13 protein-coding genes are annotated in these 15,417 nt (G+C 71.8%); 7 read left to right on the forward strand and 6 right to left on the reverse strand.

Going from position 1 to position 15,417, the window contains the following annotated elements; genetic code table 11:
• The first annotated feature begins 31 nt into the window (after positions 1–31).
• Together OV079_RS11460 and OV079_RS11465 are read left to right on the forward strand one after the other, a co-directional pair.
• Positions 32–1,294 carry an L-lactate MFS transporter gene (locus tag OV079_RS11460; protein ID WP_267768213.1) on the forward strand — a complete coding sequence of 421 codons (1,263 nt, stop codon included), beginning with the start codon at positions 32–34 and terminating at the stop codon, positions 1,292–1,294.
• 183 nt (positions 1,295–1,477) lie between these two features.
• On the forward strand, positions 1,478–2,146 hold the full coding sequence (locus OV079_RS11465; protein WP_267768214.1) for a hypothetical protein: 669 nt from the start codon (positions 1,478–1,480) through the stop codon (positions 2,144–2,146).
• Positions 2,147–2,223: 77 nt separating this feature from the next.
• Here the strand turns inward: OV079_RS11465 and hxsB are convergent, their stop codons facing one another.
• The 4 genes from hxsB to OV079_RS11485 all read right to left on the reverse strand — a co-directional run bounded on the left by hxsB (position 2,224) and on the right by OV079_RS11485 (position 5,346).
• On the reverse strand, positions 2,224–3,699 hold the full coding sequence (gene hxsB, locus OV079_RS11470; RefSeq protein ID WP_267768216.1) for a His-Xaa-Ser system radical SAM maturase HxsB: 1,476 nt from the start codon (positions 3,697–3,699) through the stop codon (positions 2,224–2,226).
• 28 nt (positions 3,700–3,727) lie between these two features.
• The gene (locus tag OV079_RS11475; RefSeq protein ID WP_267768218.1) at positions 3,728–3,955 is read right to left on the reverse strand and encodes an HxsD-like protein; all 228 of its coding nucleotides are present in this window, start codon (positions 3,953–3,955) and stop codon (positions 3,728–3,730) included.
• Positions 3,952–4,434: a His-Xaa-Ser system protein HxsD gene (gene hxsD / locus OV079_RS11480; RefSeq protein WP_267768219.1), complete on the reverse strand. Its 483-nt coding sequence runs from the start codon at positions 4,432–4,434 to the stop codon at positions 3,952–3,954. Before hxsD ends, OV079_RS11475 begins: the two co-directional genes overlap by 4 nt.
• 300 nt (positions 4,435–4,734) lie before the next feature.
• Positions 4,735–5,346 carry an NADPH-dependent FMN reductase gene (locus OV079_RS11485; RefSeq protein WP_267768220.1) on the reverse strand — a complete coding sequence of 204 codons (612 nt, stop codon included), beginning with the start codon at positions 5,344–5,346 and terminating at the stop codon, positions 4,735–4,737.
• A gap of 47 nt (positions 5,347–5,393) precedes the next feature.
• On the opposite strand from OV079_RS11485, the gene OV079_RS11490 reads away from it, so the two are divergent.
• Positions 5,394–6,731, forward strand: coding sequence for an FAD-binding protein (locus OV079_RS11490; protein WP_267768222.1), 1,338 nt, complete (start codon positions 5,394–5,396; stop codon positions 6,729–6,731).
• 140 nt (positions 6,732–6,871) lie between these two features.
• Here the strand turns inward: OV079_RS11490 and OV079_RS11495 are convergent, their stop codons facing one another.
• The gene (locus OV079_RS11495) at positions 6,872–7,315 is read right to left on the reverse strand and encodes an RpiB/LacA/LacB family sugar-phosphate isomerase (protein WP_267768223.1); all 444 of its coding nucleotides are present in this window, start codon (positions 7,313–7,315) and stop codon (positions 6,872–6,874) included.
• 49 nt (positions 7,316–7,364) lie between these two features.
• Here OV079_RS11495 and OV079_RS11500 point away from each other — a divergent pair, with 49 nt between their 5' ends.
• Both OV079_RS11500 and OV079_RS11505 read left to right on the forward strand, forming a co-directional pair.
• Complete coding sequence (locus tag OV079_RS11500) at positions 7,365–8,132, forward strand: SDR family NAD(P)-dependent oxidoreductase (RefSeq protein WP_267768224.1); 768 nt, start codon at positions 7,365–7,367, stop codon at positions 8,130–8,132.
• A 175-nt stretch (positions 8,133–8,307) separates the two neighbouring features.
• On the forward strand, positions 8,308–10,107 hold the full coding sequence (locus OV079_RS11505) for a serine hydrolase domain-containing protein (RefSeq protein ID WP_267768225.1): 1,800 nt from the start codon (positions 8,308–8,310) through the stop codon (positions 10,105–10,107).
• Positions 10,108–10,209: 102 nt separating this feature from the next.
• Here the strand turns inward: OV079_RS11505 and OV079_RS11510 are convergent, their stop codons facing one another.
• Positions 10,210–11,964 carry an ATP-binding protein gene (locus OV079_RS11510; RefSeq protein WP_267768226.1) on the reverse strand — a complete coding sequence of 585 codons (1,755 nt, stop codon included), beginning with the start codon at positions 11,962–11,964 and terminating at the stop codon, positions 10,210–10,212.
• A gap of 162 nt (positions 11,965–12,126) precedes the next feature.
• Between OV079_RS11510 and OV079_RS11515 the strand changes: the two genes are divergently transcribed.
• Together OV079_RS11515 and OV079_RS11520 are read left to right on the forward strand one after the other, a co-directional pair.
• Entirely contained in the window at positions 12,127–13,707 is a 1,581-nt protein-coding gene (locus OV079_RS11515; RefSeq protein ID WP_267768228.1) for a hypothetical protein, read from the forward strand.
• 365 nt (positions 13,708–14,072) lie between these two features.
• A complete protein-coding gene (locus OV079_RS11520) occupies positions 14,073–15,275 on the forward strand; it encodes an MYXO-CTERM sorting domain-containing protein (RefSeq protein WP_267768229.1) in 1,203 nt (400 codons plus the stop codon).
• Positions 15,276–15,417: the final 142 nt, after the last annotated feature.

A 15,417-nucleotide genomic window follows, 5' to 3' on the forward strand; every position in this document is an offset into this window, starting at 1 on the left:
CGAGGCGCTGGCGATCTGGCATCGTGGAGGCGTGCGCAGCCGCTGGACGATCCCGCCCGCCGCCGTGGCGATCCATCTGTGTGTCGGCTCGGTCTACGCCTGGAGCGTCTTCAATAAACCGATCGAGGCGCTGCACCCGACGTGGCCGAAGGGGGCGGCGGCGTACACGTTCTCGATCGCCATCGCGCTGCTCGGGCTGTCGGCGGCGTTCGGCGGGACCTGGCTCGAGAGACATGGCCCGAAGCGCGCGGCGACGCTGGCGGCCTGCCTGTTCGCCGGCGGCCTGGCGCTCGGCGGGCTCGGGGTGTGGCTCGGCTGGTTGTGGCTGCTGTTCGTCGGCTACGGGGTGGTGGGCGGCGCGGGGCTGGGGCTGGCGTACGTGTCGCCCGTCAGCGCGCTGGTGAAGTGGTTCCCCGACCGGCGCGGGCTGGCGACCGGGATGGCGGTGCTCGGCTTCGGCGGCGGGGCGCTGATCGCCGCGCCCGTGAAGGAGCGGCTGATCCAGGCGGTCGGGGTGGCGTCGACGCTGTGGATCCTCGCGGCCGTGTACTTCTTCGTGATGATGGGCGCGGCGCGGTCGCTGGCTCGCCCGCCCGACGGCTGGCGCCCGGAGGGATATGTCCCGAAGGCCATCCAGCTGGCCGGCGAGCCGGAGCTGACGATGCCGATGGCGGTGCGCACGCGCCAGTTCTGGCTGCTGTGGGGCATGCTGTTCATCAACATCAGCGCCGGCATCTCGATCCTGGCCCAGGCGTCGCCGATGATGCAGGACATGTTCCAAAGGACACCCGAGCAGGCGGCCGCGATGGTGTCGGTGATCGCCGGCTTCAACGCGTTCGGCCGCATCTTCTGGGCGTCGCTGTCGGACCGGATCGGCCGGCGCGCGGTGTTCTCGATCTTCTTCGCGGTCCAGGCGGCGCTGTTCGTGACGATCCCACAGCTGGCCGCCGGCGGGCAGTGGCAGCTGTTCCAGCTCGCGGTGGTGGTGATCTTCACGATGTACGGCGGCGGCTTCGCCACTATCCCGGCGTTTTTGGCCGACATGTTCGGCGCCCGTAACGTCGGCGCGGTCCACGGGGTGATCCTGACCGCCTGGAGCGCCGCGGGCGTGGCCGGGCCGATCCTCATCACGTCGATCCGCGAGGCCCGGCTGGGGGCGTTGCCGCCGGGCGGCTCGCGGGTCGAGCTGTACGCGTCGACGCTGCAGATCATGGCGGTGGCGCTGCTGGTCGGCCTGGCGCTGACTCTGGCGGTGCGGCCGCTGACGCCCGCGAGCGCGCGGGCGCGTGGGTGAGGGCCTGCGACTCGAACGCTGCAGCGCGGAGCAATCCTCGCCGGAGGACAGCGTCGCCGACGAGAACGGCGGCGCGAGGTGCGTCTGGCCTCGAGGACAGGTCGAGACGGGCGGCGGACTTGCGCGGGGCGGCGCGGCGTGCGAAGTGGGTGTATGCACGCGTCTGGACTTCGGACCTCGGCGATGGCGCTGATGCTGGCGAGCTGCGGCGGCGACGGCAAGACGACGGCCTCGGGCAGCACGACCGGCACGAGCACGACGACCGGCGCGAGCACGACGACCGGCACGAGCACGACCGGTACGAGCACGACGACCGGTGCGAGCCCGACCACCGGCGAGGCCAGCACGACCACGGAGACGACCACGACCGGGGCGACGACGGAGGTCACGACCGGGGCGAGCACCACGACCGGGTCGACCACGGCGGTCTTCAGCACCGGGCCCGACGAGGTTCCCGGCGAGACCGTCGGCGAGCTCGGCTGCTGCCTGCCGCGGACGCGACCGGCCTGCGTCGACGCGGCCTGCTGCGGCGGCGGCAAGTGGTCGTGCGACGAGTGCGACGCGCCGGGTGAAGTGTGCCCGCCGGCGTGCTGCGATCCGGCCGCCAAGCCGCCGTGCTTCGAGGGCGCGAGCTGCTGCGAGGACGGGGGGTGGGCCTGCAACGACGACGGCGGGCAGTCGACGTGCGCGGCGCCGGGCGAGCTGTGTCGGAGCGAGGCGTGCTGCGAGCCCGAAACCGAGCCGGACCCGCCCTGCATCGAGGGCGCGAGCTGCTGCGAGGGCGGGGTGTGGGCGTGCAACGACGACCTGGGCCGGCCGGTGTGCCCGGAGCTCGCGCCGCTGTGCGAATGAAGCACGGAGCGACGCGCGTGCCGGACATGACCTGACGGACATGCCCGTTCAGGCATGTCCGAAGGAGCACTCGCGCCTCACGGCGCCGGCTGGACGAAGTGGTCGCGGCTGCGGACGGTGGTCCAGCGGTCGAAGATCGCCAGGGTCTCGGCGTCGGCCTCGGCCAGCTTCTCGAACAGGTAGTCCTGGATGCCCTTGTGGACGGCGCAGACGTTGCTCTCGCGCATGCGGCCGAAGATCGAGCCCTGGCTCTTGTGGTTGAAGCTGGGGATCGTGCCGCAGTAGGGCTGGTAGGTGCAGTGGACGCAGTCGGGCTGGCCGTCGAGGTTGGAGGCGATGGTCATCGCCCGCACCGTCTCGTGGCCGACCAACTCGCGGAAGCTGCTGGTGCGCACGTCGCCGAGGTGGAACGTGTCGTCGCCCATCTCGTGCAGCATGCGGCCCTCGTCGCAGGTGAACACCTGGCCGTCGTAGTTGTAGGCCAGCGCGCCGATGCCCGCGCCGGAGGGGCTGCGCAGGTCGAGGAAGTTGGGGTCCTCGCCGCGCAGGATCTTGGTGAGGAAGATGCTGGCGTAGCGCTCGAGGATCTGCACGCCCTGCTTGTTGAGCTCGATCATGTAGTCGACCGCGCGGCGGTAGTACTGCATGTAGTCGCCGCGCGGGTACTCGAGGCGCTGGCGGGTGCGGTCGGCGAAGCCGAACGGGTCGATGGCGCGCAGGAACAGCGCCTTGCAGCCGAGGCCGACGTAGGTGTCGACGACCTCCTTCCACAGCGGCAAGGTCTCGCGCGTGGTCGTGAGCAGCGCCTCGACGTGGTAGAGCGTCGGGTCGAGGCCGGCGGCGGCGTAGGCCTCGTTGACCCGCTTGATCCAGCGGACCGCGCGCTGGTGGGCGTCCTGGGTCGGCAGCTTGCGCTGGGCGTTGTGCAGCTTCTCCGGCCCGTCGATGCTGGTGCACAGCTGCACGCGGTGCGCGATCAGGTACTCGAGCTTGGCGTCGTCGAGCAGGGCGAAGTTCGAGACCATCGTGAACTGCAGCCGTTTGCCGTGGGCGCGGTTCTGGTCGACCGCGTACTCGATGGCGTGCTTGACGACGTCGAAGTTGACGAGCGGCTCGCCGCCCTGGAACTCGATGGTGACGAACGGGCTCGGACTGCGGAACACCAGGTCGATCGCGCGCTCGGCGGTCTCACGGGTCATGTCCGTGTGGACCTGGTCCATGTTGGCCCGCGAGGCGTGGCAGTAGACGCAGGTCTCGTTGCAGCGCAGGGTGACGACGAGGATGTGCAGGTTGGGACCGCCGGCCAGGAAGCTCTTGCGGGCCCGGATCCGCTCGGCCGCGGCGCGCACGTCGTAGTGGGCGCGCAGGAAGTTGCCGGCCTTGAGGCGGGCGTGGAGGTCGCTGTCCTCGGGGACATGTCCCTCGACGAACTGGGCGAACTCGGGGGCGGTCAGCAGCAGCCAGTTGCCCTCGAGGTTGGTGACGAGGACGCGGTCGCCGACGGCGCGCCAGCGGAAGTAGGCCTGGGTGCCGGCGCGCGGGCGCAGCTGCACGAGGGAGGAGCTGGCTGAAGAGACAGGTTCACTTGGCGCCTCCGCGCTGGACGGTGAGGCCGAGGGCGTGGTTGCCGAGCTCGCCGCGCAGGCGCCGGGCGAGGTCGGGGTTCTCCGGGCGCATGCGCACGACCCAGTGGTCGTCGGTCTGCTCGAGGTCGAAGGCGGCGAAGCGGGCGAACGCCTTGACGGCCTGGTCGACGGCCTCGCCGCTGTAGAGCTGGCGGGAGAAGCGGAGCTCGTGGACGTCGGTCACGGCGCGCCCTCGCTCTCGGGCTTGGGCGACTTGCGGCCGTGCTTCTCCTCCCACGACATGGCGATCCCGAGCGGGTCGTCGAAGCCCTGGTCGCTGAAGTCGAACTTGGCGAGGTCGTCGAGGCTCGGCTGGCCCATGGCGCCGGCCAGCGCCTGCATGGTGGCGGTCTCGACGAGGACGCGGTTGTCCTGGGCGATCTGGTGGCGGAAGGCGCAGGACAAGAGCTCGTTGGCGAACTCGCCGATCAGCGCGCGCAGGGCCTCGGGCGCGGCCGCGTCGGTCTTGGCGGTCAGGACGACGCGCACGCGCGCGGGCTCGGGCCTGTCCAAAAAGACATAACAGCGATCGATGAAGACGTAGGCGGCGCCGTAGATCGCGGGGAGCGGGTAGAGCTCCTCGTCGACGAGGAAGTGGACGGCGGCGGCCTGCTCGTCGGCGACGACGAGCCCGGCAGGGGCGCCTTCGATGGACGTGGTCATGACGCCGGGCACGATATCACGCGGCCGCGCGGTCACGAGCGCGGCCGCGAGAGTTGAGACACGGGGCTGACGGCGAGATCGCGGCGACCTCCGCGCTGACCTCGGCGCGAGCTCCCGACGAGGAGACGGGCCGAGGCGCTGCGTCGACGGGCGAGCGCGAGGCGACGAGGGCGGGTCTGAGTCTGGCGCGCTGCGCCGATGCGGGCGCGTGGGCCCGCGAGGCGAGGGCGAGGCGACCCGATGGCGTGGGCGAGCGCTGCGTCGACGCGGCGAACGGGGCCGGGACGGGCCGGTTCGCGGCTACGTGTGGGCGCCGGCGACGCCGGCCTCGACGCCGGGGCCGAGGCGGCGGGCCGCTTCGAAGGCGCCGCGCACGACCGGGGCGTAGCGGACGACGTCGTAGGCGACGCGGCGGATGCGGTCGGCGACGAGGTTGTTGACGAGGTTGCCGGCGGCGTCGAAGTCGACGGTCCGCGCGGCCACGTGGTACGGGAGGGTGAAGCCGTGGCACCAGGCGAAGCTGGTCTTCACCGCGGTGATCGACATGTCGCCGCCGCCGCCGCCGGTGACCGCGAGGACGCCCGCGAACTTGCCGGCCAGCTCCTCGTAGAGGAAGTCGAACCAGTTCTTCAGGCAGCCCGACATGTTGCCGTGGTACTCGGGCGTGCAGATGACGAAGCCGTCGGCCCACGCGGCGTGGCGACGGATCGTCTGCACCCCCGGCAGGTCGTCCTGGCTGCGGTCGCCGTAGACCATGACGGGGAGGGCGAGCTCGTGGAGCGGGACGACCTCGACGGTGGCACCGGCGGCCGCGACGGTCTCGGCGGCGATGCCGACGACGGCGCCGACGCGGCTCTCGAGCCGGCTGGAGCCGCTTACGATCGTGATCTTGGCGCTGCTGCCCGCGGACACGGCGCGAGCATAGCGGACCGGCGAACGCTGCTCTACACTGCGAGCGCGTGAGCGACCGCGGCGAGCCGACAGTGGCGGGATGGGGCAACCTCGCAGTGCCCGGGCACGAGGTGCTGAGCGAAGAGCTCGAGCGCGCCACGCGGGCGGCGGTCTTGAGCCGCGGGCTCGGCCGTTCCTACGGCGACTCGTCGCTGCCGCCGCCCTCGCGCCGCGAAGTGGTGGGGACGCGCCTGGCCGACCGAATCCTCCGCTGGGACGGCCACACCGGGCTGCTTCGCGCGGAAGCGGGCTTCTCGCTGTGGGAATTCAACCGCCTGTTCCTGCGCCGCGGGTGGTTCATCGGCTCCACGCCGGGCACGCAGTTCGTGACTCTCGGCGGCATGGTGGCCTCCGACGTGCACGGCAAGGGCCACCACAGCCACGGCTGCTTCGGCTCGCGTCACGTCCGCTCGCTGCGCATGCGCGTGCCCTCCGGCGAGCTGGTCGAATGTTCACCCGAGCGCGACCCCGAGCTGTTCTGGGCCACGGTCGGCGGGATGGGTCTGACGGGACACATCCTCGAGGTCGAGTGCCAGACGCAGGCGATCCCGTCGCCGTGGATTTGGAGCGAGTCCGAGCGGGTCGACGATATCGACCAGTTCATCGACGGCCTCAAGGAGGCGGGCAAGACCTGGCCGTTCACCGTGGGGTGGATCGACTGCCTGTCGCGCGGCAAGCACATGGGCCGCGGGCTGCTCGATCGCGGGCGCTGGGCCACGCCGGAGGAGACGGGCGGGCGGCCGCTGCCGGTCACGCGCCGGCTGACGCTGCCGTTCATGTTCCCCGAGTGGGTGCTGCGCTGGCGGCTGACCACGCAGGCGTTCAACACGATGTGGTACTGGCGCCACGTGCCGCGGGTGAAGAAGAAGCTGTGCCACCCCGACAGCTTCTTCTACCCGCTCGACGCGATCCTGCAGTGGAACCGCATCTACGGCCGCCGCGGCTTCACGCAGTACCAGTGCGTGCTGCCCGACGAGGCCGGGCGCGGCGCGGCGCGGCGGTTCCTCGACCTGCTGACGCGCCGCGGCGGGGCCTCGTTCCTGTGCGTGATCAAGGACGCGGCCGCCGAGGGGCAGGGGATGCTCAGCTTCCTCCGGCCGGGGATCTCGATCGCGGTCGACTTCGCCGTCCGCGACGACACCCAGAAGCTCGTCGACGCGCTCAACGAGCTGGTGATCGCCGAGGGCGGACGCATCTACCTGTCGAAGGACGCGTTCACCCGCCCGGAGCACTACGCGGCCATGGACCCGCGCCTGCCGCAGTTCCTGGCCGTGCGCGACCGCATCGACCCGCAGCGGACGATCCGCTCGGCCCAGTCGGTGCGCATGTTCGGCGACCCGCCCTGAGGCTGGCCTTTCGGGCATGTCCCGCGAGGCATGGTGCCTGGAGCAGGTCGTGAAGGGCATGTCGTCGGGGACATGCTCGCGTGTTCAAAGGTACATGGCGCTTGCGACAGGGTGTCCACGACATGGCCCTTGCGACATGTTCAACGGCGGTGGCGGCGGTCGACGGCGGCGAGGCGGGCGACGCCGTCGCGGCCGCGGTCGCCGGGGTCGGTGGTGAACCAGGCGCGCAGGATCTCGTCGGCGAGGTCGTCGGTGAGCAGGCGGTGCGACAGGCACAGCACGTTGGCGTGGTTCCACACCCGCGCGGCGGCGGCGGTGGTGGCGTCGGTGCAGAGGGCGGCGCGGATCGTGGCGACCTTGTTGGCGGCGATGCAGGTGCCCGTGCCGGTCCAGCACAGGAAGATCCCCTCGTCGCAGGTGCCGGCGGCCACGGCCTCCGCGGCGGCCTCGGCCGCCTCCGGCCACGAGACGTCGCCGCCGGTGAAGGCGCCGAAGCGCACCGGGGTGTGGCCGTGGATCTCGAGGAGCCGCAGGAGCGCGGCATGGACGGGGTAGGTCTCGTCGGCGCAGACTGCGATCTTCACGACCTTCCCAGGTAGCGCGCGTGGGCCGGAACGCAAGGCCCTTGCGCGCGTGCGCGGCACCTGCGAGCCTCCCCGGGCATGCGAGTGGTGTTCCTCGGAGCCACCAAGGGGATGGGCCGCGCGCTGGCGCGACGCATGGTCGAGCGCGGCGATCGGCTGTTCCTGCTCGGGCGCGAGGGCGAGGCTGCAGCGCAGCGCGGCCGACCTGGCGGCCCGTCACCCGCAGCATGCGCCGGTCGGGACGCACGCGTGCGACCTGGCGTCGTCGGCGACCTTCGCGGCGGCGCTCGACGCGGCCGAGGCGGAGCTCGGCGGGTTCGACACGGTGGTGGTGACCGCGGGGCTGTTCGCCACGCAGGACGCGATGGAGGCCGACGTGGCGCTGGCGGAGCAGGTGCTGGCGGTCGACTTCACCGGCACGGTGGTGTTCTGCGAGCACGCCCGCAAGCGCCTGCTGGCCCGCGGGGGCGGGACGCTGTGCGTGTTCTCGTCGGTGGCCGGCGAGCGCGGGCGCAAGCCGGTCGTGCTCTACGGGGCGGCCAAGGCCGGGCTGTCGCGCTACCTCGAAGGGCTCGACCACAAGTTCCGCGCCCAGGGGCTGCGCACGGTGACGGTCAAGCCGGGGTTCGTGAAGACGGGGATGACGGCCGGCCTGAAGCCGCCGCCGTTCGCCGGGGAGCCCGAGGCGGTGGCCCAGCAGGTGCTGCGGGCGATCGACGGCGGGCTGCCGGTGGTGTACACGCCGTCGATCTGGCGCTGGGTGATGCTGGTGATCCGCTGGCTGCCGCGCTTCGTGATGCGCAAGATCGGGTTCTGAGGCGGCCAGGCCCGAAGCGTGGCACGCTCGGTCCATGCGCAGTGACTTGATCTTGTGGATCGCGGGTGCGCTCGTCTCCAGTGCGTGCGTCCCCAAGCCGCCGGCACGCCCGCCCGCGCAGGTCGCTCGCGCGGAGGTGCCGCGGGTCGAACGCGGACCGCGTGAGCAGCGGCGCATGCAGCCGACAGACCCACCGCCGCAGTTCCGCGACCCCGAGCGGCGGAAGAAGATCGAGGCGGCGTTCCCGGCGGTCGAGGCCTACCTCGAGTCGACCGTGAAGCGCGACGACCTCGTCGGGCTCGCCGCCGGCATCGTGATCGACGACGAGCTGGCGTGGTTTCGCGGCTGGGGCCATCGCGACCCCGCGCGCGAGCTGCCGGTCGAGCGCGACACCGTGTTCGGCGTCGGCTCGATCAGCAAGACCTTCACCGCGCTCGCGGTCCTCAAGCTGCGCCACGAGGGCCGCCTCGACCTCGACCGCCCGGCGTCGGCGTACCTGCCGGAGCTCGACGCGATCGCTTACCCCACGCGCGACAGCCCGCGCATCACGATCCGGCACCTCTTGACCCACACCTCGGGGCTCCCGCGCATGGGCAACTTCGCCGAGTACCCGGCGTCGCCGCCCGGTCGCGCGGACTTCCTGGCGACGCTCGACGGCATCGGGCTCGACCGAGCGCCGGGCGAGCGCCGCGTCTACTCGAACCTGGGCGTCCAGCTGTTGGGGCCGCTCGTCGAGGACGTGAGCGGCGTCGATCATCACACGTACGTGCGCGAGCAGCTGTTCGCGCCGCTCGGCATGAACCACAGCGCGTGGACGCCCGAAGATGTCCCCGGGGACAGGCTCGCCGTGGGCCACGAGCGGCTGCCAGGACAGCAGCCGCGGCCGCGCCCGCACTGGCGGCCGGGGGCGGCCGACGCGGCCGGCGGGATGTACTCGAGCGTCGAGGACCTCGCCCGCTACGCCGTGTGGATCCTCGACGCCTTTCCGCCGCGCGACGAGCCGGACCGCGGACCCCTGCCGCGCGCCGCGCTGCGCGAGGCGCTGACGATGACGACGGTGAACCGGTTCTTCGCCGAGTCGGTGCGCGACGGGCCCGCCCGCGGGGGCGTGCAGGGCGACGGGCTCGGCTTCGGCGTGAGCGCGAGCTGTCAGTTCGAGCACGTCGTCGGACACAACGGCAAGACGTTGAACTACCGCGCCGTGCTGCAGATGCTGCCGACGCGCGGCGTGGCCGTGATCCTGATGACCAACCTCTCGTCGATCTCGAGCACGGTGCTGCCGAAGGACGCCAACCGCGTGTTCGACATCCTCGCGGCGACCGACGCTCTGCAGCCGCGGCAGCACTCGGCCTCGCCGGCGCTGGTCGCCGCGGCCGGCGAGCTCGCGAGGTTGATGGGGCGCTGGGACCAGACCCGGTACGAGACCTTGATGTCGGCCGACTACCGCGACGCCTATCCGCTCGAGACGGTGCGTCAGCAGTTCGACCAGTGGCACGCGCTGATCGGGGCGTGCCGGGCTCCGCGGGCCCTCGAGGTGGAAGACCCGCGCGCCGGGACCTTCGAGCTGACGTGCGAGCGCGGCGCCCTCAAGATCGAGCTGCGCGTCACGCCGTGGACCCCGGCCCAGATCTCCAGCTTCACGATCCACGAGGCCGCGGGGCTCGACGTGAACGCCGATCTGCAGCGAGCCGCGCAGGTCACGGCCGATTTGGTGGCGCGTTGGGACGAGCGTAAGTTCAAGGCCGCGTTCACGCCGAGCTTCTCCGCGGCGCGGCTGCGCACGAACTTCGCGGAGGCCGGCGAGCTGTGGGGCGAGTGCCGCGTCGGCGCGGGGCGGGTGACCGGGCCGCGCGGGGCCGTGTTCGCCCTCGCTTGCGAGCGCGCCGCGCCCGAGCTGCGGATCACGCTCGCCGCCGACAGCCCCGCGATCGCCAATTGGACCATGCGCGTGCCCGGCGACGGGCCGTGTCGGTGAACGTCCGTTCTCCGGCGCCCCGCATGTCCGCGCGAGGGCGAGGAGGACACGTCCGAAGGGACATGCTCGAGCGAGCATGTCCCTTCGCGCATGCTCCAAAGGTCAGGCGGCGGCGAGGCGCGGCAGCCACAGGATGACCGCGGTGCCGCCGCCCTCGCGGGCCTCGATGCGGAGGTTGCCGCCGTGGGCGTCGATGATCTCGCGGCACAGGGGCAGGCCGAGGCCGGTGCCGGTGCGCTTGGTCGAGTAGAACGGGAGCAGCACCTTGGGCAGGAGCTCGGGCGGGATGCCGGGGCCGCGGTCGAGGACCTGGATCTCGTCGCCCTCGCGGTGGGCGCGGAGGCGGAGCGTGACCTCCTCGGGCGGGCCGCCGGCCTCGACCGCGTTCTTCAGCAGGTTGATGAGGGCCTGCTCGATCTGGCTGCGGTCGACCGCGTTGACGGTGTTGAGGTCCTCGGGCGCGGCGTCGATCTTGAACTGGACCAGCTCGTCGAGGCGGTCGATGAGGCTGCGCCACTTGGTGCTCTCGAGCCGCGGGCGGGGCAGGCGAGCGAACTGGGTGTAGCCCTTGAGGAACTCGCCGAGGTGCTTGCTGCGCTCGGAGATGGTGTCGATGATGCGATCGAGGCGGGCGTCGCGGGCCTCGGCGGCGTTGATCAGGCGGGCGGAGTGGAGCAGCGAGGAGATCGGCGCGAGGGTGTTGTTGATCTCGTGGGCGATCAGGCGGATGACCTTCTTCCACACCTCGACCTCCTGGCGCGCGAGCTCGCGGGTCAGGCGCTTGAAGGCGTAGGCGGTGTGCGGCCGGCCGCTGATCTGCACGTTGCGCATGACGAGGTGGTAGGCCTCGAAGTCGCCGCCCTGGTGGTCGACGGTGAAGATCGAGTCGCGGCCGCGGCCGACGGCCTCGCGCAGCTCGTTGGGCAGGCCGGTCAGGAGGTCGGCGAAGCGGGCGCCGACGAGGCGGCTGTCAGGTAACTTGAGCCATGTCTGCGCGGCCAGGTTGGCGTAGTCGACGGCGCCGTGCTCGTCGCACAGGATGTAGGCGGTCTCGGTGACGGCGAGCAGGGTCTCGAGCAGGATCTCGCGCTCCTCGAGCTCGAGCTTGGTCTGACGCAGCTCGGACAGGTCGGTGATGACGCCCTCGATCGCGGTCGGCTGGCCGTTCGCGTCGAGCACGCCCTGGCCCTGGGCCCACAGCCACTTGCAGGCGCCGGAGGCGGTGTGCAGGCGGTAGGTGACGCGGAACGGGCGGCGGTCGCTCAGGGCCTGCTGGACCTGCTCGCGCATGCGGTCGCGGTCCTCGTGATGCACGAGCCCGATCAGCTGGACGCGGCCGGAGATGAACTCGTCGGGGGCGTAGCCGGTGAGGTCGTAGCAGCCCTCGCTGATGAACTGCATCGACCACTCGGGGTCGTTGGCGCAGCGGTAGACGACCCCGGGGAGGTTGGCGAGCAGGGTCTGGAGGGAGCTCTGGCTGTCCGAAAGCGCAGGTACGACGCGCTCGCGCAGCTTGAGCGCGGCGGAGATCCGGGCCGACAGGACGGCGCGGCTGCACGGGAGGACCGCGAAGTCGCTGGCGCCGGCGCCGATGAGGGCCTCGGCGCGCCCGTCGTCGTCGGTGAGGGCGAGGATCGGCCGCGGCAGCTGAGCCAGCGCCTCCTCCACGCCGACGAGGTCGCAGGTGTCGAGGATCGTGAGGCCGATCCGCGCGCGGTCGTAGCCGGTCGTGAGATCGGTGACATGCACGACGGGGCGGCCGCGGGCGCGGAGCAAGCTGTGGAGGTCGTCGAAGAGGGCCGGGTCGCGGGTGACGACCAGGACGGCGGGCGAGACGTGGGGATCGGCGGCTGTCACTGGGGTGGCCCGAGGCGCTGCGGCTGCGGAGCGCCGGTCGTGGCGACAGGGTACCCGCCCGCGATCGCGGTGAGAAGTCGCCGCGTCGAGGCGCGGCCGCGCGGGCCAAGAACGGCCCGGGCGGGGCTTTACGGCCGCGTCCGCCGCGGGTAGCGTGAGACCATGTTGACTTTCGTCGCTGGTTTGTCGATCGCGGTCGCGTCGCTGTCGCTGGAGGACGCGGCCGCGGCGCCGCTGCCTCGTATCGTGCCCGGAGCGCCGCTTTCGGCCCACACGCCGTGGGCCCTGGCGCCCGCGGACGGGCCGCGCAGCCACCTGGAATCGCTGTTCGGCGAGGGCTACGACCCGACCCTGGTGGCCCCGCTGCGCGACGGCAACCTGATCTACGACGGCGAGAGCCTGGCTCTGAGCTTGCTCGACCAACAGGGCCTGCCGCTGCCGGCGCTCGATCATGAACCGACGGCGGGGATCCTCTACCTGGCGATGGACGGGATCACGTTGCGGCCCAAGTGCAACGGGTTCCACCCGCAGACGGCCAACGCGGCGCTCAATTGCTCGCCGCTGGTCGGCAAGGAGACGGTGTTCCCCAAGCCGCCCGGCGGCGAGAACACCAAGGCCGTGGTGATGCAGAAGCTGCAGAACTACTACGAGGCGTTCAACCTGGTGATCACGACCAACCGCCCGCCCGACTACCTGCCGTACACGATGGCGGTGATCGGCGGGACGTCGCAGAACGCCGGCCAGGGCAACGGCGTGTGCGGGATCGCCAACGTCGCGTGCGACGGGGCCAAGCGCAACCACGTGTCGCTGTCGTTCCCCGACAGCTGCGTCGGGGTAACCGCCGAGGTCGCGGCCCAGGAGACGGCCCACAACTGGGGCCTCGAGCACACCGACGTGCAGCAGGACCTGATGTACCCGTTCGTCGCCGGCGGCAGCGCGTTCCGCAACGAGTGCATGGACATCTCGCACGCGACCGGCAGCGGGGTCACGCAGTGCACGTACGTCCACGAGCTCTACTGTCCGGAAGGCCAGGGCGAGCAGCAGAACTCGCACGGCGAGCTGCTCGGGGTGTTCGGGGCGCGCGCGGCCGACACCGTGGCGCCGGAGATCCTGAGCGTGTCGCCGGCCGACGGCACGACCTTCACCGTCGGCGAGTCGTTCCTGGTGACCGCCGACGTGACCGACGACAACAACATGCTCGGGGTCAAGTGGAGCTGGCTCGAGGGCCTGCCGCCCGACTTCGTCGACACCGGCTACTCGCGCTGCACCAACGACGTGTGCAACGACAAGTACGCGGCGTGGCGCCCCATCGACGACCCGTGGGACTTCATCCAGCTGACCAAGCCGCCGGCCGGCACGTACACCTTCAAGATCGAGGTGATGGACGCGTACGGCAACGGCGACAGCGAGACGATCACGGTCACGGTGCAGCCCGCGGAGGGGACGACCACCGGCGAGCCGGGCACGACCGGCGGCGACGACACCAGCGGCGGCGACGACACGACCGACGGGCCCGCGCCGACCACCGGCGGCGGCAGCTCGGAGGGCGACGACACCGGGCCGGTCGATCCGAGCGGCGGGAGCGGGGTCACCGGCGCGACCGGGGCCAGCGGCCTGACGGGCGACGACGGCGGCGGCGGCGAGGACGGCTGCAATTGCCGCACGGAGGGCGGGCCGCGGGCCTCGTGGCTGCTGCTGCTGGCGGGGCTCCTGCCGCTGCGCCGCCGGGGCCGGCGCGGTTGAGCCGGCGCTGACGGACCGGGCCTTTCGTGCAGGGACGAAAGACCCGGTTCGTTGGGACAGGTCTCTTGACGCAGGTTTGAAAGGCCATGTCTTTGGGGACATGGCTTTTTGCGCATGTGAACGGCCGCGCTCTCCCGCGAGACGGGGGCGCGGGGCGGGGCGCTCGCGGTGCCCGGTAGACGAGAGGAGGTCCCCGTGGCGGATCGCCGGACCGAGCGGTCATGGGCCTGACACCGGCGTCGTGGGGTTGCCGGTGTCCCCGACGGGTCAGACGGGCCGCCGAGGCCGGGCGCACGCCTCCGCGGCGCGTGGCACGAGGCGTGCAACGAGTCCCGCCATGGCTTCAATCTGCTGCGATCAAAGCGATGTCCCTCGCCCTGGCCGGCGCGGCCCTGGTCCCGAGCGAGGCCGAGGCGTGTTCGCCGGACTACTGCTCCTACGTCGACGGCTGGAGCTCGCTCGAGGTGGTGAGCACCGCGATCCCGACCGACGGCGTGCTGCTGCTGCAAGGCGTGCGTCACGGCTCCATCTCCGAGGAGGACTGGCTCGACAAGGTCGACCTGACCGTGACGCGCGACGGCCAGCCGATCGCGGGCGCGGTCGAGGCGTCCGGGGTGCGCGACGTGCTGCTGTGGCGGCCCGCGGAAGCCCTCGAGGCGGGGGAGTACAAGGTCGAGGGCAGCCTCGACAACCCCGAAGTCCCTTACTACGAGGGCTGCGCGCCGGATCTGCTCGAGCTCGGGTTCGGCTTCACGGTCGAGGCCGATCCGTCCGCGCCGCTGAGCGCCCCGAAGGCCTCGATCGTGGAGAACCTGCTCGTCTCCGAGAGCGACGACCTCGAGGACTTCGTGTGCTGCGACGGGGCGTTCCCCTACAGCTACGCGTTCGACTGCGGCGGCTCCGGCACGTACGTCGAGTGGACCGAGGGCTTCTGCGCGGCGCAGCGCGGGTTCGGCAGGCTGCAGGTGCAGGTGAGCGTCGAGGTCGAGCTGCCGCCCGCGACCGACGCGCTGGTGGTGCGCGAGCTCGTGGTCGACGGGCAGCCGATCCAGGCGCAGTTCTACAGCTCGCTCGGCTTCTCCGATTCGAAGCCGTTCTGCGTGGCGGCGCGGGTGCGCAACCTCGCCACCGGCGAGATGGCCATGTCCGAAGAGACATGTCTCGGCGCCGACGTGGCGGCGCAGCTCGGCGATCACGCGGTCGATCCGTCGGCGGCCCTGGCGGATCAGTGCGCCGGGGAGGCGTACACCTGCGCGGTCACGGAGGAGGGGTGGGAATGGGACCCGTCGCAATGCACGCCGTGGCCCGCGGACGAGGCGACGACGAGCGACACCAGCGGCGACCCGACCGAGGGGCCGACGAGCGGCGGACCCGACAGCGAGGGCTCGGACGGGAGCGAGGGCAGCGAGGGCTCGGAGGGCAGCGAGGGCTCGGCCTCCGGCGGGCAGGGCGAGCTGGTCGATCACGGGTGCGCGTGCGACAGCACGACGCCGAGCCCGCTCGGGGCGCTGATGCTGGTCGGGCTCGGGCTGCTGCGGCCGCGCCGGCGCCGGCGGGCGCTCGGCTGAGCCGGTCGCGGGCCTTTTGGACATGTCGTCGGGGACATGGCCTGAAAAGCATGGATTTTTCGCCATGCTTTCATGGCCATGTCCTGAAAGGCATGGACGTTTCGCCATGCTTTCCTGGCCATGGCCTGAAGGGCATGGACGT

This window comes from Nannocystis pusilla (assembly GCF_026626665.1).
Lineage (GTDB): Bacteria > Myxococcota_A > Polyangia > Nannocystales > Nannocystaceae > Nannocystis > Nannocystis pusilla.

What these genes read in the sequence shown, in the direction of transcription:
- OV079_RS11505 (WP_267768225.1), top strand. Translation starts at nt 8,308, where the DNA reads ATGCAGCCGACAGACCCACCGCCGCAGTTCCGCGACCCCGAGCGGCGG.
- OV079_RS11515 (WP_267768228.1), top strand. Translation starts at nt 12,127, where the DNA reads ATGTTGACTTTCGTCGCTGGTTTGTCGATCGCGGTCGCGTCGCTGTCG.
- OV079_RS11520 (WP_267768229.1), top strand. Translation starts at nt 14,073, where the DNA reads ATGTCCCTCGCCCTGGCCGGCGCGGCCCTGGTCCCGAGCGAGGCCGAG.
- hxsD (WP_267768219.1), bottom strand. Translation starts at nt 4,434, where the DNA reads ATGACCACGTCCATCGAAGGCGCCCCTGCCGGGCTCGTCGTCGCCGAC.
- OV079_RS11465 (WP_267768214.1), top strand. Translation starts at nt 1,478, where the DNA reads ATGGCGCTGATGCTGGCGAGCTGCGGCGGCGACGGCAAGACGACGGCC.